Below are 18907 nucleotides of genomic sequence, written 5' to 3'. Positions count from 1 at the left end.
TTTTTATTTTGAAAGAGGTGAATTACATGAGACAAGGCATACATCCAGAATACCATCACGATACAGTGGTTAAGTGTGCATGTGGAAACACTTTCACAACTGGTTCAGTTAAACCAGAACTTAAAGTTGAAATATGCTCTAAGTGCCACCCATTCTTCACAGGAAAACAAAAAATCGTTGATGTTGGCGGAAGAGTTGATAAGTTCAACAAGAGATTTAATCTTAATAAATAATTTCTTTATGGGAAAGACTCAAATCTTTCCCATTTTTCTTTATGAAAAATATTTTTTAATTAATATAAATTAAAATATAGTTAATAGAAGTGAGTGGATATAATGAAAAAAGTTCTTATTTTAAGTACATCTACTGGTTATGGACACGATCAAGCTGCAAACTCATTAAAAGAACTTATAAAAAATAATAATACAGAAATCGTTATACATGATTTTTTAAAAGACAATCGTCTTTTTAACTCATCAATAATTAACGGTTATGAGTTATGTGCAAGGTTCCTAGGAAATATTTATGGATTTTTTTATAGACTTATTAATTTTAATTCTATAAATAATATTATGAGTATTTTTTTCTTACCAGTTTCAAAAAAATTAGCTAAATATATTTTAGATTTTAATCCAGATGTAATAATTTCAACCCACCCTCTAGCAATAAATATTTTATCTTATTTAAAAAAGAAGAAACTTATCAATGTACCTATCATTTCTATAGTAACAGACTTTGAATGTCATGCTACTTATGTTTCGAAGGAAGTTGATCAATATATTGTTGCTAGCCAATATACAAAAAAAAGTCTTATTTCTAAAGGAATAGATGAAAATAAAATTGCTCCTTTTGGAATTCCTGTTAGACAAAACTTTTATGAACATGATTACCATAAATACATACCCCATCTCCTAGATGGACCAATTAAAATACTATTAATGGGCGGTGGAATGGGTTTAAATAATATATCAAAAGTACTTAAAAAATTATCTGAAGGAAATATACCTTTAGAACTAACAGTAGTCTGTGGAAAAAATAATAAACTTAAAAATCATTTATTAAAGGAATATAATAATTTTAAGGGTAATAAGAAAATAAACATTTTAGGATATACAACTAATATTCCTGAAATCATGAAAAATTCTGACCTTATAATAACTAAACCAGGTGGCTTAACAACAACTGAGTCCTTACTTAGTCAGCTGCCAATGATTATTCCATTTATAATTCCAGGCCAGGAAAGTGAAAATCGTGATTTCTTAGCCCAAAACAACTGTGCTATTCCAATAAGAAATTTAGATGAATTGAACATAGAACTTTCTAAATTTGAAAGTGATAAAGACAAATTAATGAATATGAAAAAAAGTATTTTAAAAGTTTTAGAGCCTTATTCTCACGAAGATATAATTAAACTTTGTAATACAATAATAGATAATTCTTATAAAAAAAGAAGATATTAAACTTAATTGCTTAATATCTTCTTTTTTATGTTTTATAATTGTGAAATAATCACCTTATATAATATGAATAACCTTCTAAATTTTGGTTTAATTTCACTTTATCTACTCTAGAATACTTTTTGATGCCATTTGTAAGAATTCTTCATTATTTTTTGTTTTTGATAATAAACTTATAAGCTTTTCTGCAATATCTTCTATATTATTTTCTTTTTGTAACATTCTTCTTATTTTAAATGATACATCTCTTTCATCTGGACTAAATAATAAATCTTCTTTCCTTGTACCTGATTTATAAATATCTATAGCTGGGAATATTCTTCTTTCTTGAAGTTTTCTATCTAAATGAACTTCCATATTACCAGTTCCCTTAAATTCTTCAAAAATCATATCATCCATTCTACTTCCTGTATCAACTAAAGAAGTAGCTAATATTGTTAAACTTCCACCTTCTTCAAGATTTCTAGCTGCTCCAAAGAATTTCTTAGGCATTGTAAGGGCCGCTGGATCTAATCCTCCTGAAAGAGTTCTTCCTGATGGTGTAACAGTCAAGTTATAAGCTCTTGCAAGTCTTGTTAGAGAATCCATAAGTATAACCACATCTTTACCCTGTTCAACCATTCTCTTAGCTCTCTCTAATACAATACTAGAAACCTTAGCATGATTTTGTGGTTCTTCATCAAATGTTGAATAAATAACTTCTCCATCAATGCTTCTCTTCATATCAGTTACTTCTTCTGGTCTTTCATCAATTAAAAGAACAATAAGTTTAACTTCAGGATTATTTTTTGAAATATTTTGAGCTATTCTCTTTAAAAGAGTTGTTTTACCAGCTTTAGGTGGTGCAACTATCATACCTCTTTGTCCCTTACCTATAGGACAAATTATATCCATAAGTCTTGAACTTAAATCATTTCCATTATTAGTTTCAAGTCTTAATCTTTCCTTAGGATATATAGGTGTTAATTCCTCAAACTTATTTCTTCCTACTGCTTTTTCTGGACTCTCTCCATTTACTTTTTCAACATAAAGAAGTGCTTTAAATTTTTCTCCTTCTTTAGGTATTCTAACTTTTCCTTGAACTTCATCACCAGTTCTTAAGCCAAATCTTCTTATTTGTGAAGGTGAAACATATATATCATCTTCACTAGTTAAATAATTTCTACATCTTAAGAAACCAAAGTTATTATTATCTAAAATTTCTAATATTCCCTTTGCAGAATCTGATGAACTTATCATATTCTTTAACTGCTCTTTTTTACCTTCATCATTATTATTTCCATTATTATTTAAATTGTTGTTATAATTATTATTTCTAAAGTTTCTTTCCGTTCTTTCTACTTTGTCATTTCTCTCATTAATATTATTATCTTCATTAAAATTTTGTTCTTTTTGAGATATTTTTTCTCTTAAAACAACTCCATCTTTATGTATTACTTTAGTATTGTTATTTTGATTATTATCACTAACTTTTAATTCTTCAATTAACTCGCTTTTTTTCTTTTTGCTTATATTTTTTACACCTAATTCTTTAGCCTTCTCTTTAAGTTGAACTAAAGTCATGCTTTCATATTGCTTTACAGTCATTTAAGCACCTCCTGCTTATTTTTAATTAATGGAATAAGGTAAAGAAAAGTAAATTTAGATTGCCTTAAAGGCTTTAATTATATAGAAACTTTTATGTCAACACTTTCTTTAATTATTTTAAATAATCACTTTAAGAACTTTAATTATTTTAGAAACCTTTGATTATAATCCGGAATATATGAACTAATTATGTTAAATATTTATATTATTATCCTCTAACATAAAATCTAATCCTATATATATAGTATATTCTTTTCATTTTTATTTCAATATATTAATTAATAAAAAAGGATATCTAACTCTCTTGTTAGATATCCTCATATTTAAATATTAATTATTTATTGTTTAATGCAGCACCAACAAATCCTACGAATAATGGATGTGGTCTGTTTGGTCTTGATTTTAATTCTGGGTGGTATTGAACAGCTACGAACCATGGGTGATCCTTAACTTCTACACACTCAACTAATCTACCATCTGGTGATGTACCAGCTATAGTTAATCCATTTTCTATTAATTGAGCTCTATACTCATTATTGAACTCATATCTATGTCTATGTCTTTCGTAGATTAAATCTGAAGCATAAACCTCTTTACAATTAGTATCATTTTCTAATTTACATGGATATAATCCTAATCTCATTGTTCCACCTAAATCTTCTACATCCTTTTGCTCAGGCATTAAGTCAATTACTGGGAATGGAGTTTCTGGATTTAACTCTGATGAATGAGCTCCCTCTAATCCTAATACGTTTCTAGCATACTCAATAACAGCACACTGCATTCCTAAACATATTCCTAAGAAAGGTTTCTTATTTTCTCTAGCCCATCTTATAGCTTCGATTTTTCCTTCTACTCCTCTGTCTCCGAATCCACCAGGAACTAGAACTCCGTCTACTCCTTTTAATAATTCATCAACATTTTCTTTAGTTACATCTTCAGCGTTTATCCACTCTATATCAACATTAGTATCGTTACTTAATCCACCATGACTTAAAGCTTCAACAACTGATATGTATGCATCATGTAACTCAACGTACTTACCAACTAAAGCAATCTTAGTTGTATGAGTTAAGTGAGTTAATCTATGAACCATATCTGTCCATTCTCTATTATCTATATCTCTGCATCCAAGACCTAATTTTTCACAAACTAATCTATCTAATCCTTCTTTATGTAACATTAGAGGAACAGCGTATAAATGCTCAGCATCTAAGTTTTGAATAACTTCGTTAGCGTTTATATTACAGAATAATCCGATTTTCTTTTTGATATCTTCTGATAATTCTTTTTCTGATCTACAAACTATTATATCTGGTTGAATTCCAATACTTCTTAACTCTTTAACTGAGTGTTGAGTTGGTTTTGTTTTTAACTCACCAGCTTTTCCTAAGTAAGGTACTAATGTAACGTGTATGAAACAAACATTTTCTTGACCTACATCATATTTGATTTGTCTTATAGCTTCTAAGAAAGGTAATGATTCGATATCACCAATTGTTCCACCGATCTCAGTGATTACTACATCTACATCTCTTTCTTTTCCTACTCTATGCACTCTCTCTTTTATTGCATTAGTGATATGAGGTATAACCTGTACAGTTCCACCTAAGTATTCACCTTTTCTCTCTTTTGATATTACTGACCAATAAACTCTACCTGAAGTAACGTTTGAGTTTTGAGTTAAGTTTTCATCTATGAATCTTTCATAGTGACCTAAGTCTAAGTCAGTTTCAGCTCCATCATCAGTTACGAAAACCTCTCCGTGTTGGTATGGACTCATTGTACCTGGGTCAATGTTTAAGTATGGATCGAATTTTTGAATACTTACATTTAAACCTCTATTTTTTAATAATCTTCCTAATGAAGCAGCTGTTATTCCTTTTCCTAACGAAGAAACAACTCCACCTGTTACAAATACGTACTTAGTCTTTTTGCTCATATTCTTTCCTCCTAATGTAAATTTTCACTTGACATCGTTCTTTTTTTCATTTATAATGATAATTACCTCATTTAGAATGGGTTTTTTATTGCTTGATTTAATAACATAATAGATATTCTATCAAATAATGTTATTTAAGTCTAGTGTTTTTTTGCGTTTTTTTAATTTTTTATAAAAATAACGTTTTCTATTTTTATTTTGCTCATAATTAGCAAATTTAATTATTAATATTAGAATTATTACTTTCAAATTATACTGTAATTTGAAAGTTTTTTATTTTTAAAACTAATATTTCATTTAATTCAAATTAAAAATAAGCACAGGATAATATCCCATGCTTATTCAAATTATTCTTCTACTTTAATTTTCATTTCTAAGTTAGTTTTTATTGGCTCTTGTCCTCCAGCAACCAGATGATATTCTATGGATATATTTCCTCCATTTTCATTTACATCTAAATCTAACTCTTTTGTAGTTGTTCTAAGTTCTAACATTCCATAAGGAGTATTATAAAGACAAACTGAAGTATTATCTTTTTCAAACTCCATTTTTGTACTTGTTGTACCCTCTCTATGTAAGATAACTTTATTACCATTTATTCTTAAGGTAGTTTTAGTACCTTCCATTCCTGATATTTCAGTTTCATCATAAGTAGCTATAAATTCGTCACCCTCATTAGAGAATTCTCCTACAGTAACAACCTCTATTTTTTCTTGTCCCTCAATTTCTTGAGCACTACATATTGATATTATAGCTTTCTTTCCCATAACAATATTCCTTTCAACCTAAAATTATTGGTTTATCATATATTGTTTAAGATCTGCATCTTTAAATGGAGTTATAGTTATAGTATTTATTTCTCCATTTCTCTCGTAATTTATCTCAACTGATTCATTTTCTTTCTCTTTACAGTATCTTCCACATATTTTAGCAGCTACTTCTAAATCTTCTTCATTAAACTCTCCTCTTAATATAACAGGAGCACCAGTTGAATTTTTAGGAGTAACTAATACATCTGAATCTTCTTTAAATTTAACTATTTCACTCCACTCTTCACCATTTCTAGCTATTATGGCTTTATTCTTAGGTGATATTCTCATATGTCTACCATACTTAAGTATTTCTATTTCATCCTTAGCCACCTCTTTTTGATTGTCAAGTAAGTCGCTTAATCTTATAGCATATCCAGGCTCTGTTAACTTACATCCACCTGCTGGTGATGGATAATCAACTATGTTCCACTTTTCTGCAAGTTCCATTTGAACTTTTCTGCTTCTACCTGATATCTTTAATAATTTTTCTCTATCTACTAATCCATTTAACTCCATTTCTGTTGGTTCTAAATTTAAAGCACATAAAGGTCTTAATATTTTATCACTAAATCCTGATTCTTTTTTAACTGTATTTAAGGCTTGTCTGTTTTGAGACATAGGTCTTTGATTTAAAACCTCTCCTGTTATTATGAAATCAGCATTGAATTTTTCTAATAACTTTCCTGAGTATTTCATCATCATAGAGTGACAATCTATACATGGGTTCATATTTTTTCCTCTTCCATGCTTTGGATCTTTAACCATTTCAAAATGTTCTTCTGAAAAATCTACTACCTCTAAAGGCATGTCTATTTGTTTACACATTCTTCTAGCATTTTCTTCATTAAAGAAATAAGATCTGAAACATATTCCTATTACTTCAATTCCTTGTTCTTTTATTAATTTTGCAGCTAATATACTATCTAAACCACCTGAAACCATTGCTAATGCTCTAGTCATATTTTACTCCTCCTAAAATTTGTTTTATTATCCTATGTTAATTCTTTTGCTTAAATAAATCAAATACCTTAAGCTCGAACTTAACTTCATTTTCTTTTTTATTAACAGCTTTAAATTCTTTTTCTGACAAAATCTCTTTCATCTGTTTATCAGTTTTATCATAGGAAACTTGCCCTTTAGTAATATCTACAAAACATAAAGGTGGAAACATAACACACCACCAATTTTCACCCTGTCCATTTCCTATTAAAATCCTATATGCTTCATATTCACCTTGTGGTAATACTATATTACCATATTCTTTAACTGGGAAATTTTCTCTTGTTAATGTTGTTTCAACAGAATAATTAAATCCCTCTTTTTTTATAAATTCTTCTGCTATATTTATAATATTATTATCTTCTTTTTTTAATATCTCTCTAGATTCTTCTAAGCTTTCAGATTTCTCTAACATAGGTGATATATATTTTAAAACTTCATCCTTAACCTTCATTTTTAATTCTTGATCTACATCTGTATTGCTATTAGCTAAGACATGAAATCTAATTAATTTTTCACTTATATTTTCTATAATTTCATTATCTTCATTAGTAGCTTGTCTCTTTTCTAAAGTTGCCCCTATTAATAAACTAAACACTAAAACTCCACAAAATAAAATTGATAATACTTTTTTCATAATAAACACCCCCTGATACCTTAATTATTACCAAGGAGTATTTTTTTATACATACCAATTTTTTATTGAGTTATTATTGATTACTGCTTATTGTTCTTGTTATATAAACATCAGCATATTTATATTTACTTTTTAAAAACTCAAAAGATTTTTGAGCAGTTAACATATTATCAAAAAAAGCAAAAACAGTAGGACCACTTCCACTCATCATAGCCCCTAAAGCGCCACTTCTTTTCATATCTTCTTTTATTGTTTTTAAAACACTATGTTTTTTAAGTGTTACATTTTCTAAAACATTTTTCATATTTCTTGAAACATATCTTAAATCATCATTTTCCATAGCACTTATTAAACCTTCTATATTAACATGTTTTTTTATTTTATTTATATCTAGGCTTGTATAAACCTCTTTAGTTGATACTCCAAAATTAGGTTTTAAAACTACTAAAATTTTATTTTCAAAAGGTTTTAATTGAGTTATAACCTCACCTATTCCTTCGCATAAAGCTGTTCCTCCTTCTATGCAATAAGGAACATCGGCTCCAATCTTAACACCTAATTCTTTTAATTCATCTAAACTAGCATTAACATTAAAAAGTTTATTCATAATAACTAAAACTGCGGCTGCATTTGTACTTCCACCAGCCATACCTGCTGCAACTGGAATATTCTTTTTTATACGTATATTAATTCCTTCTTTTATATTAAATCTCTCTTTAAATAAGGCTGCTGCTTTATAAGCTAAATTTCTTTCATCTGTAGGGACATAATGCTTATTACAATAAATGCTTATATTACTATCATTACTTTTCTCTATATCTATAACATCATACAAATCTACTGTTTGCATTATCATTCTTAATAAATGATAGTTATCTTCTCTTTTTCCAATAGCATCTAAGGCTATATTTATTTTTGCATAAGCTTTCATTTTCATATAATCACCTTCCTTACATTAATTAAAGCTAAATATAATTATATTATTTTATTTAAAAAACATAAAGAGTTAATTAAAGTAAAAAGAAATCTTCTAAATCAGTTACTAGAAGATTTCTTTTTTAAATTATTTTTCTTATATACTAGCACTTTTAAAATCTTTTATGTAATTATTTTTAAATTCATTTATTATGTCATATAAAGGCTCGTAATCTTCAAAAAACATTATAATTGTTTCACCTTTTTTAGCTAACTTTAAAGTTTCTTTAAGTGCCTCTTCCTCTGATAATATGATTTTTACATTTAGTTCTTTTCGATTTGAAGATAATACCCCTTCATTTATAATTCTAGCAACTTCGCCTTTATCTTTTCCTCTTAAGTCTTTATCTTCCTTTATAACTATAGAATCAAAAAATTCTCCACTTATTCTACCTACCTCTGTCATAGTCTTTAAATCTCTATCCCCTGGAACGCCTATTATTCCAGTTATATTTTTTAAACCAAGATTTTTAAGAGAGTCTATGACTACCTTATATCCATCAATATTATGACCATAATCTAATATTACATTTACACCATTAACATCAAACATATTAAATCTTCCCCTATTGTCCTCTTCACAAGATTTAAACTGTTTTAGCCCTTTAGATATAATACAATAATCAACTCCTATTCCAACTAAGGCTGCACAAGCTGCCATAGCATTTTCTATATTATGCTTTAGTTTACCATTCATAGTAAACTTCATTTCATCTGCAGAAGCTATTTTGTATTCTTTACCTCTATTTTTTACATATATAGTTTCATCTCTATAAAACACAATAGGATTTCCATTTTTCAAATTTTCCTGTAGATAAATATTATTTTCATGCATTGAAAATAATATTTTAGGATTTTTAATTCTATCTAAAACTTTTAAACTCCATTCATCATCAGCATTTATAACTGAATATCCATTATCTTTTACAGCTTCACCAACTAAGGATTTTACAAAAGACAAATCTTCCATATCATTTATGCCATCTATACCTAAATGATCTTCTCTTATGTTAGTTATTACTCCTACATCTGCTAAATCATAAGCTAATCCTCTTCTTACCAATCCACCTCTTGCACTTTCTAAAACTGCTACGTCAACCTCTGGATTTAATAATACAGATCTTGCACTATAATATCCTGTATCATCACCCTTGTGTATATATCTATTACCTATTTTAATTCCTGAAGTTGTTGTACATCCTACATTAAATCCAATTAAATTTAAAACATAAGATATTAATCTTACCGTAGTAGTTTTTCCATTTGTTCCTGTAACTGAAATAATAGGAATATTAGAATAATTCTCTTTAAACATATTATCTAAAATTTTTCTTCCTACATTTCTTTCTTTACCTACAGTAGGGAAATGATGCATCCTTATTCCTGGTGCTGCATTAACTTCTAATATTATTCCATCATTTTCATATAATGGCTCTGATATTGATTTTGCACAAATATCTATACCACATATATCTAAACCAATAGTTTTAGCTGCTCTTTCACAAATCTCAATATTTTCTTTACATATTAAGTCAGTATAATCCTCAGCACTTCCACCTGTAGAAAGATTTGCATTTCCTCTTAAGATAACTTTTTCTCCATACTCTAGAACTGAATCTAAGGAATACCCTAAGTTACTTAATCTATTTATTAATTCTTTATCTATTTTTACCTTTGTTAAAGGTTTTTCATGACCTTCTCCTCTTAGTGGATTAGCGTTCATAGCTTCTATTAAATCTCTAATACTCCTAACACCATCACCTGTTATATATGGCGGTTTTCTTAAAGAAACTGCTACTACCTTATAATCAACTAACATTACTCTGTAGTCATTTCCAATCTTATACTCTTCTATCATTATCTCTTTACATTCTTTTGTTATTTCAGCGTAGGCTCTTAATAGTTCCTTTTCACTATTTATATTTACAAAAACTCCATCCCCCTTACTTCCCCATTGGGGTTTTAAAACTACAGGATACCCAATCCTATTAACCATTTCAAGAAGATGTATTGTATTAAATACCTTTTCACCTCTAGCAACAGGTAAGTTCTGTATATCTAAAAGTTCTTTTGTAAGCATTTTATCACAAGCTATATCTATAGCAATTCCTTTTGTATTATTACCAATAGTAGCACTAAATCTCTTTCCTGATTTTCCATAACCTATTTGATATAAATTTCCATTTCCCACTGAAATTATAGGAAGCCCAACTTCTTTAGCCGCATCACATATAGCCTTTGTTGATGGACCTATACTCTCTTCCATAATAACTCTCTTTATTATTTCTATTCTTTCATCAAAATTGATTTCTTTCTTCTTTATTATTGAATTAATTAAATCTATTGCTAATTCGGCTATTAATATTGCTGTTCTTTTTAATTTATATTCAAATATTATGTAATAAAAATCATCTTTTATCTCTCTTGCTTTTCCATATTTTACATCTACCCCTAGTTTATTATGTATTCCTATGATTGTATGTTCACAAACATGAGCTAAATATGTTCCTTCTTTTAAACGCTGTACAAATCCACCTTCTATATCTATTCCACATCTATGAGTATATAATTCTGGAACATAACTTAATAACATTTTATTGAATCCATCAATATCTTTAGTAGGAGTTTCACAATATCCCTCTAAATCAACATCTAATCTAATACATCTTCTATGTGAATATATGTTCCTTCCATCAAATATACGTTGATTATTTATCTTCATTTTTATTTCTTTCCTCCTCAAAAGGCACCCTAGTTGATAAATTCATTTTTTTGCCTGCTGTTAGTACATGTAACTTTATATTAAATATACTAAACACCTCATCTTGTCTTTTCTCAGATACATTTGTATATTCAATATTTCTTCCATCTACAAAATAAACTGCCCCACTACCAATTACAGTTAATTCATCATCATTAATTACTATAGCAGTGTCTTCATCTATCCCTACCCCTAAAACTTCAGGATTTTGGCAAACTCCTGATAATAATCTACCTATCCTTCCTCTTTGAGCAAAGTGTTGATCTATAAGAGTATTTTTAATTAAACCTAGTCCTGCTGACATATTTAATGTACTCTTTTTAGGTGACTCCTCTTCTTCTCCACCAACTATCATAACATCACTCATAACAGAAGCTCCTGCTGATGTTCCTACAAAGTAGCATCCATCATTACTTCTTTTTTGTAATGTATCATAAAGAGGAGTTCCACCAATTAAACTAGTTATTCTAAGCTGATCTCCTCCAGTAAAAAATATTACTGAAGCGTCATTTACTAAAGAAATATTATTTTCATCAAAAGCTTCCTCTCTCTCTATAACACGAAGTTCCTTAATCTCTCTTATCCCCATACTTGAAAATATGTTTTTATACTGTTCTATTACTATATTAGGTGATTCTGTAGCTATAGTTGCAATCAACATAATTCCTTCAGATTCTTTAAATTTATCTGCTACAAAATTTAATATAATCTTATCCCCTTTCTTATCTTCTGCTCCACCTATTATTATTAAATTTTTTTTGCTACTACTTTTCAAATTATTCACCTCAAATCATGCATTTCTTATTTTTACCATAAAACTTATATTTATTCATAAAAAAAAGAGTTTTACGAAATAATATCGTAAAACTCTTTTTTTTATAAAACTACTCTTCCAGGAATCATAATTTTATCTCCAGCATATATATAATCTGGATTTTCTATATCGTTTAATTTAACTAAAGTATCTATTGTTGTCTTATATTTTTTTGCTAAACACCATAAAGTATCTCCTTTTTGAATTGTATATATAGTAATAGATGCGTTCTTTTCAACAGTCTCATCATTTTGTTCAATATCTTTAACATATTCTTTATCAAACATATCTGAACATTTAGCATAAAAATATACTACAGCTTTAACAGCTAAACTATTTCCCTCTATACTACATTGTAAATCTTCTAGATTTGCCTTAGTATCAAAAGTCATACCAGACTGAGAATTTGGCATATCTAAAGCAACTTCAAAAGGAATTTCTCCATTTACTTTATTAAGTCCCTTTTCTTCATCAGTTGTCTTGTATATTGATTCAACAGCTAAATTACCTTTTACAACAACCTTTTGATCCATAAAATAGCTTTCCATATCTACTATTTTACCTTTGCAATCAACTGTTTGAGTAGCATCTCCTCCAATTTTTCCTAGATCTAAATTTCCTTTTATTACTGATTCATTTGAATTTTCACTAACACACATATTAATCTTGCAAACTTCATTTAATGGCATTACATTTTGTGTTGGTGAATATAAATCTTCAACTATTTCTGCAAATTCTAATTTTGATATTGCAACATTTGCATCAACAAATAAATTAACATCTATTATTCTACTTTCCCCTAAATCATTTTGAGAAATTTTCACATCATGACCTTTTATTTCAAAATACCCATTACAATTCATATCTGAATTTACACCTACAACTTCTTCATCATTAGATAAATATAAATCCTCTTCTAAAGCTACAACTTCCCTAGAATCATAAGCTCTATAAAGAACATTAATTTTAGCTAAGCAAGAAGCTTGTACTTTATCTTCCCCTAATTTTATCTCTTGTCTATGAAGCATATATCCACATTTTATTATTTTTCCTATTTGAGGCTTATCCATACCTACATTTATAGATAATTCTCCACTCATGGAACAAACCATATTTGTTATATTTTTTTCTATACTTTCTGGTTTTCTTTTTATTTGTAAATCACCCAAACCATCTAATTCTTTAACAACATCTATTTTTTCTTCTTTATAAACCTTATATTTTGTTCTTAGTTTCCCTTCTACTCTTATCTTTCTTTCATTGATTATGTTCGCATCCATATGTTCAAAATCACATTCCATATCACAAATCATACTATGTTCAGCCCCAGCTATATCAATAAAGCTAGAATTTTTTTCTTTATAAACAACACTATTTATTCCTAAACCTTCTTCTTCTCTAGCTAAGTACATAACATTACATTCAATTTCATATTCTAATAATACTCTATCATTTTGAACTTCTCTATTAAGTGTATAAACCTTAGTATCAACTGAAAGTACGTCATAAACATCTGGTTGAGTATCTGGTATTAAGTATTCTTCTCTAAATGGTATATCTAAAGAGTTTTCACTTAATACCTTCTCAAACCCAATACTTTCTTTAATAATATCTAAATTAACCAAATGTATCCCTCCTAAATAATCTAATACTATAATATATATGTATGATACTTTATTTATGATAATTCTTCTTATTTATACTTTATTTATTTTTTTATTTGAAACCATATTTCATAAACGTTTACACAATTTTTTAAAATAAAATTAAAAAAAACTCATCTTTTTTCGACATTTTTTATTAAAAGTATTGACATACTGAAAAATATGTCGTATTATAAAGATGGTTATTGACCATATAACCTCTCATAAATTCTCAATACCCTTTTATACCATAGTTGAAAGATGGAAACCCACCATCTTTCTTTTTTTTGTTAAATAAATAAACAAAAAAAAGTTAGCTAATATATTAGCTAACTTTTTTATTTAACCAACAAAATCTAGTTGAACCGTTTTTGTAAGTACATCTGAATAACTGTATGTCACTTTCCTTTGGGTGTCCTTTTGTAATCTAACTACAAAAATACTTGGATGAACACTTTCTAGTATTCCTTCATTTTCCAAAATCTTTTTTCTTCCACCATTAGCTCTTAGCTTAACTTTCTCACCTACGTGATCTTCTATGGTTTTTCTGATGGAATTCAATGTAAGTCTGGTACTCATTTTAACACCCTCTTTCTACTATATATTATACACTAAAGGGGATATTTTTTCAATAAATAAATTATTTTACTATATAAAACCATGTTTTGTCAATAAAAATATACTATATTTAAACTAAAACATCCAATTATATTATTAACTTAAATTACTTATTTTATTCTATTAATTTAAATATAGGGATTTTGGATAACCTTCTCTATATTTTCCTCTAGTTTGTAATCCACCAACGCCCTTTATTCCAGTTATTGTATTTTCTATAACATCTTTTATTGATACAATTTCATCTATCCTAGTGTAAGCAACTCTTTCACATACTAAAACAGGATCTAAACAATGTATAAGAACTCTATTAGGTGAACTTGCAAAATTAGCACCTGCTTCTAAAATACTTTCATAGCAAGATTGACAAGCTCCAGCAAAAATAACAAGCTCATCATAACTTGAATTATAATTTCTTAAAATTTTTACAGACTCAATAAAATATTTTGAGTTTCTATAATTGTTTAAATCAAGCATTCCTTTTGAATCTTTAAGAACACCATCATGGCCAGTTAATACAACTATATCTGGATTATATTTCTTAACTAAAGATAAAATTTTTAAAGGTTGTTCTCTTTCAAATATTGATATTCCTATAGCATTTAAATTTAATTGCTTATACACCTTTAAGCAAGTTTCCATGTATGATGGATCTCCATCTATATGAAGTATTCTTCCAGGTCTTCCAAATACCAATCCTTTTTCTATCCTATTTAAATTATCTTCTTCATTTACTCTCGTAATCAATTGATTATTTTTCTGTTCTCTACTCAAAATTACTTTTTTAATGATATCATTGATTTTAGAATCAAAAGACTTATCTTTGTCTCCAGCAAAGTCATCATCAACTTTTTCTAAATCCTCCTCCTGAGAATCAGCTATTATTCTTATGTGAAGTCCCTTTAAAATATAAGTTATTTCATTTTCATTATATTTAATATCTATAATTTTAAAAGTTATATCTTTACTATATGATTTTCTTACTACTAAATCTCCAACTTTCATATACTTTCTCCTAACTTATATAATCCTATTATCATAATATGAAGATTTATTGGTAATTGTTCTGATTATATATTACTAGCTAATTTATTGTTTTCTATGTTTAAATCAAAAATATATATTAAAAATTTCATGAAATTAATATTTAAATTCAAATAAAAAATGGTGCCTAATTATTAGGCACCTAAAGCATCATTATCCAACTTGATTATATTTATTTTTAAATTCTTCAATAAATTTCATATAACTTTCTTTCTCATTAATTATGTTTTTTATTTTATTTATAAAAATATTTTGTCCCCACATAACTTCATTGTAATAATATCTATTTGCAAGTCTCCAATATCTCTGTGGGAATAATAAGTATGCATATAAGACCTCGTATTCTTCTTCTCTTAATGGACTTACTGTATTATAAGCATCTATTATAGCCTCTGCATATTCAATATTCCAATCTACTCTTTTTAAAACCTTCTTCATAAAGTTAGCTATATCATATGTTCTTATTTCTCTTTTACAATAATCAAAGTCTATTATATATACTTCATTATCATCTCCAATTATTATATTGTGATAAGTATAATCATGATGACAAAATACCTTCTCAGCCTCTGCTTCTTCACATAAACTTAAATACTTTGAATTATTTAATATTTTTGTGGCTCTTATTGCTAACTCCTTATAAAAATCAACATTTGTTATATAAATAATGTCAAAATCTTTTTTTAAATTCTTCTTTCTAGCCATACCTCTCATTTTTTCTAAGGCTTTGCCTCTCTTCTCCATAAGATATGGCCATCTTCCTAAGTCACTTTTTAATTTTGAGTTTTCTGGTGGATCGTATCCCTTGCTAGCTTCATGTAATTCAGCTAACTTTTTAGCAGCTAATTTTACCTCTTCTATATTAGTAAAATCACACTCTCTTCCTTTTATCCAATTTGAAAGAGTATATAAATCCTCATTTACTAGAGCATAAGGTTCATTCTCAATATTTAAGAAATATCTATCTATATGTTCAAATCCATTTTTAGCTAAATGCTCTTTTGCTCCATAAACAAAAAGAAGTTTTTGAGTTCCATAATTTATCCTTTTTAAACATCTATCACCCTTATTACTCTTTAAATAATATACACCTTTATTAGGTTTTAATTTTTCTATTTTAATATCAAATTGTCTTTCTATTTCAAACTCTCTCATCATATCTATTCACCCCCTACCATATTTATATGTAGCAACCTCTTGTTTTATTAACATTTTATTCTATATATAAATATAATAATATATATTTATACTGAAAGGATATATGCTATGAAAATATGTATTGATGGAAGAGCAGCTACCTTATATCGCGGTACTGGAATTGGTAACTACACTTATCAAATAATAAATAATCTACACCAGATAGATTTTTTAAATGAATATAACATACTTACTCCTCAATCATCCTCTCTAAAATTACCTAAAAAAATTAACTTTAATTATTTATCTTCAAGTACAAATAATAAAAAAAACTTTTGGGAATTTATAAATACTCAAAATCCTAAAGAAAATATTATAGGTGATGTATATCATATTCCTCAAAATGGTATAGGATTTTCTAAACCTAATGATATAAAGACTGTAGTTACTCTACATGATATTATACCCATGAAAATGCCAGATACAGTTAGTGATAGATTCTTAAAGATTTTTCATGCCAATATACAAAATATTTTAGATGACTCAGATGGAATTATTACAGTTTCTAAATTTTCTAAAGAAGATATAAGTAAAACTTTTTCTTATCCAAGGGAAAAAATATTTGTTACTCATTTGGCCGCTGAAGAAATATATACTCCATTAAACAAATTTCACTCATCTCAATATTTAAAAAAACACTATGGTATAGATACAGATTTTTTATTATATGTAGGTGGTTTTAGTCCTAGAAAAAATATTTTAGGACTTATAGAGGCATTTAACCTAGTAAAAAATTCTTATAAAAGAGATTTAAAGCTTGTCATTATAGGAACTAAGGGACCTTCATATGAAAATTACAGAAAAAAAGTGGATGAGTTAAATCTAACTTCATCCGTTATTTTTACTGGATTTATTCCTATAAAAGATATGCCTATATTCTATAGCGCTAGTAAAGCTTTAGTTTATCCTTCTTTTTATGAAGGCTTTGGATTACCACCTATAGAATGTATGGCCTGTGGTACTCCTGTAATAGCATCTAATTTAACCTCAATGCCTGAAGTATGCCAAGATGCTGCTCTTTTAGTTAATCCTTATGATATTGATGAAATAAAAGAAAATATACTAATCTTATTAAATAACCATAAATTCTATTCCCTTATGATTTATAAAGGCATAACTCACTCAAGTAAATTTAATTGGAAAAAAACTGCTTATAATACACTTGACGTCTATAAACATATTTCTTCTTAAATTTAAAATATACTTTATAAAAACTTAATCTTAATATATCTCATAAAAAATTATTATTTTAAAATGAAAAGGTACTGTATAGAAAACTTAAACATAGAACTTATAAACTTTAATAGAATTTATCAATCCTAAAAATTAATTTATAAGTCTTATTAGTTATTTTATACAGTACATTTTACTTGATTCATATTATTTATTTATATGATTTAATAAAAATTCCTTTTCCTTTGTGTATTCTAATTTTCTCTCTAACTTATTTAAGAATGACTCATATTTCCAATCTTTTAATTTATAATAATATTGCATTGAAACAGTATAAAAATCATGTGGGAATCTTAAATATATATATATTAATTCTTTTTCCTCATTTGATAAGTTATTTAACTTATCATACTTTTCTATAATTGAATCATACATTTCTAAACTAAATCCAAATCTTTTTATACTCTTAATTATAAAATCACATAAATCTATAACTCTTAGATTTATATTGCAATAATCAAAGTCTATAAAACTTACTTCATTTTGATTAAATAATATATTATGATATGCAAGATCATTATGGCACAAAGTTATTTTTTCTTTACTGCTACATAATTCATCATATTTACTATTTTCTAATAAATCTATACAGGCTTTTACATCATTTAAATGATAATCCACTTCCTTTATAAATATTTCATCAAATTCGTTTTTATACTTACATCTCTCTACTATTCCTTTTAGTTTTTCCAAATCTTTCTTACTATTTGTGAAATAATCTTTTAACTTAAAAATCTCACTATTCTTTTCATTCATTGCATTTGAAGTAACCTCCTGAATACCTATTCCTGCATTATGAAGTTTAGCTACTGCCTCTGTTATGAATTCTAATTCTATTGGATTAGCTATATTAAACTCCGTTCCTTCAAAATAGTCTAATAATATATAATCATTCCCCTTCCACTTGAGTTTACTATTTCCATTTGGAAGTTTATTTATTTTTAATATACCATCATATCTTTCTCTCAAGTAATTTGTTGAATGTATTATGAAGTTTAATCTATCATCATCATAATTTATCATCTTTAAAATCTTTTTGCCTTGCTTTGTATCTAACAAAAATACATTTCTATTTGGTCTTAAATCAAATATATCTAATCCTAAAGCTTCAAATAATTTAATATCCAAATCATATCTACATAAATATTTCTCATCTTTATATCTAATCTTATTCATAAACCACTCCCC

At 27.3% G+C, this 18907-nt stretch carries 16 protein-coding genes; 3 read left to right on the top strand and 13 right to left on the bottom strand.

What is annotated here, in order from left to right; all coding sequences use genetic code 11:
* The first annotated feature begins 26 nt into the window (after positions 1 to 26).
* Both rpmE and Q1J60_RS07395 read left to right on the top strand, forming a co-directional pair.
* Entirely contained in the window at positions 27 to 233 is a 207-nt protein-coding gene (gene rpmE / locus Q1J60_RS07400) for a 50S ribosomal protein L31 (protein ID WP_003452406.1), read from the top strand.
* A 102-nt stretch (positions 234 to 335) separates the two neighbouring features.
* Positions 336 to 1460 carry an MGDG synthase family glycosyltransferase gene (locus Q1J60_RS07395; protein WP_300260275.1) on the top strand — a complete coding sequence of 375 codons (1125 nt, stop codon included), beginning with the start codon at positions 336 to 338 and terminating at the stop codon, positions 1458 to 1460.
* A 102-nt stretch (positions 1461 to 1562) separates the two neighbouring features.
* Here the strand turns inward: Q1J60_RS07395 and rho are convergent, their stop codons facing one another.
* The 12 genes from rho to Q1J60_RS07335 all read right to left on the bottom strand — a co-directional run bounded on the left by rho (position 1563) and on the right by Q1J60_RS07335 (position 16447).
* Positions 1563 to 3044, bottom strand: a complete 1482-nt coding sequence (gene rho, locus Q1J60_RS07390) for a transcription termination factor Rho (protein WP_300260273.1) — start codon at positions 3042 to 3044, stop codon at positions 1563 to 1565.
* Between the two features lie 334 nt (positions 3045 to 3378).
* Positions 3379 to 4986 (bottom strand): CTP synthase, encoded by a 1608-nt coding sequence (pyrG, locus tag Q1J60_RS07385; protein WP_300260272.1) that lies wholly within the window; start codon positions 4984 to 4986, stop codon positions 3379 to 3381.
* A gap of 347 nt (positions 4987 to 5333) precedes the next feature.
* On the bottom strand, positions 5334 to 5753 hold the full coding sequence (locus tag Q1J60_RS07380; RefSeq protein ID WP_300260269.1) for a YwiB family protein: 420 nt from the start codon (positions 5751 to 5753) through the stop codon (positions 5334 to 5336).
* Between the two features lie 24 nt (positions 5754 to 5777).
* Positions 5778 to 6758: a tRNA 4-thiouridine(8) synthase ThiI gene (locus Q1J60_RS07375; protein WP_300260266.1), complete on the bottom strand. Its 981-nt coding sequence runs from the start codon at positions 6756 to 6758 to the stop codon at positions 5778 to 5780.
* A gap of 37 nt (positions 6759 to 6795) precedes the next feature.
* On the bottom strand, positions 6796 to 7434 hold the full coding sequence (gene spoIIR / locus Q1J60_RS07370) for a stage II sporulation protein R (protein ID WP_300260263.1): 639 nt from the start codon (positions 7432 to 7434) through the stop codon (positions 6796 to 6798).
* A gap of 73 nt (positions 7435 to 7507) precedes the next feature.
* Positions 7508 to 8371, bottom strand: a complete 864-nt coding sequence (gene ispE / locus Q1J60_RS07365) for a 4-(cytidine 5'-diphospho)-2-C-methyl-D-erythritol kinase (protein WP_300260260.1) — start codon at positions 8369 to 8371, stop codon at positions 7508 to 7510.
* 135 nt (positions 8372 to 8506) lie between these two features.
* Entirely contained in the window at positions 8507 to 11131 is a 2625-nt protein-coding gene (cphA, locus tag Q1J60_RS07360) for a cyanophycin synthetase (RefSeq protein WP_300260257.1), read from the bottom strand.
* Positions 11118 to 11945 (bottom strand): cyanophycinase, encoded by an 828-nt coding sequence (locus tag Q1J60_RS07355; protein WP_300260254.1) that lies wholly within the window; start codon positions 11943 to 11945, stop codon positions 11118 to 11120. The genes cphA and Q1J60_RS07355 overlap by 14 nt, the downstream gene beginning before the upstream one ends.
* A gap of 101 nt (positions 11946 to 12046) precedes the next feature.
* A complete protein-coding gene (locus tag Q1J60_RS07350) occupies positions 12047 to 13609 on the bottom strand; it encodes a DUF3794 and LysM peptidoglycan-binding domain-containing protein (protein ID WP_300260251.1) in 1563 nt (520 codons plus the stop codon).
* Positions 13610 to 13969: 360 nt separating this feature from the next.
* Complete coding sequence (locus Q1J60_RS07345; RefSeq protein ID WP_300260248.1) at positions 13970 to 14206, bottom strand: Veg family protein; 237 nt, start codon at positions 14204 to 14206, stop codon at positions 13970 to 13972.
* A 162-nt stretch (positions 14207 to 14368) separates the two neighbouring features.
* Positions 14369 to 15250, bottom strand: a complete 882-nt coding sequence (gene yabG / locus Q1J60_RS07340) for a sporulation peptidase YabG (protein ID WP_300260245.1) — start codon at positions 15248 to 15250, stop codon at positions 14369 to 14371.
* A 192-nt stretch (positions 15251 to 15442) separates the two neighbouring features.
* On the bottom strand, positions 15443 to 16447 hold the full coding sequence (locus tag Q1J60_RS07335; protein ID WP_300260242.1) for a CotS family spore coat protein: 1005 nt from the start codon (positions 16445 to 16447) through the stop codon (positions 15443 to 15445).
* A 108-nt stretch (positions 16448 to 16555) separates the two neighbouring features.
* Here Q1J60_RS07335 and Q1J60_RS07330 point away from each other — a divergent pair, with 108 nt between their 5' ends.
* Positions 16556 to 17677: a glycosyltransferase family 4 protein gene (locus tag Q1J60_RS07330; protein ID WP_300260239.1), complete on the top strand. Its 1122-nt coding sequence runs from the start codon at positions 16556 to 16558 to the stop codon at positions 17675 to 17677.
* Positions 17678 to 17866: 189 nt separating this feature from the next.
* On the opposite strand, the gene Q1J60_RS07325 is transcribed toward Q1J60_RS07330, so the two are convergent.
* Positions 17867 to 18895, bottom strand: a complete 1029-nt coding sequence (locus Q1J60_RS07325) for a CotS family spore coat protein (protein WP_300260237.1) — start codon at positions 18893 to 18895, stop codon at positions 17867 to 17869.
* Between the last annotated feature and the right edge of the window lie 12 nt (positions 18896 to 18907).

The organism is Clostridium sp., from assembly GCF_029258205.1.
In the GTDB taxonomy this organism is placed as follows: Bacteria; Bacillota; Clostridia; order Clostridiales; family Clostridiaceae; genus Sarcina.
This window is presented reverse-complemented; position numbering and strand designations above follow the sequence as displayed.

Coding starts and splice junctions, on each gene's coding strand:
- Q1J60_RS07375 (WP_300260266.1), bottom strand. CDS start 6,758: ATGACTAGAGCATTAGCAATGGTTTCAGGTGGTTTAGATAGTATATTA.
- yabG (WP_300260245.1), bottom strand. CDS start 15,250: ATGAAAGTTGGAGATTTAGTAGTAAGAAAATCATATAGTAAAGATATA.
- Q1J60_RS07380 (WP_300260269.1), bottom strand. CDS start 5,753: ATGGGAAAGAAAGCTATAATATCAATATGTAGTGCTCAAGAAATTGAG.
- Q1J60_RS07335 (WP_300260242.1), bottom strand. CDS start 16,447: ATGATGAGAGAGTTTGAAATAGAAAGACAATTTGATATTAAAATAGAA.
- spoIIR (WP_300260263.1), bottom strand. CDS start 7,434: ATGAAAAAAGTATTATCAATTTTATTTTGTGGAGTTTTAGTGTTTAGT.
- cphA (WP_300260257.1), bottom strand. CDS start 11,131: ATGAAGATAAATAATCAACGTATATTTGATGGAAGGAACATATATTCA.
- rho (WP_300260273.1), bottom strand. CDS start 3,044: ATGACTGTAAAGCAATATGAAAGCATGACTTTAGTTCAACTTAAAGAG.
- ispE (WP_300260260.1), bottom strand. CDS start 8,371: ATGAAAATGAAAGCTTATGCAAAAATAAATATAGCCTTAGATGCTATT.
- Q1J60_RS07395 (WP_300260275.1), top strand. CDS start 336: ATGAAAAAAGTTCTTATTTTAAGTACATCTACTGGTTATGGACACGAT.
- Q1J60_RS07330 (WP_300260239.1), top strand. CDS start 16,556: ATGAAAATATGTATTGATGGAAGAGCAGCTACCTTATATCGCGGTACT.
- Q1J60_RS07345 (WP_300260248.1), bottom strand. CDS start 14,206: ATGAGTACCAGACTTACATTGAATTCCATCAGAAAAACCATAGAAGAT.
- Q1J60_RS07325 (WP_300260237.1), bottom strand. CDS start 18,895: ATGAATAAGATTAGATATAAAGATGAGAAATATTTATGTAGATATGAT.
- rpmE (WP_003452406.1), top strand. CDS start 27: ATGAGACAAGGCATACATCCAGAATACCATCACGATACAGTGGTTAAG.
- pyrG (WP_300260272.1), bottom strand. CDS start 4,986: ATGAGCAAAAAGACTAAGTACGTATTTGTAACAGGTGGAGTTGTTTCT.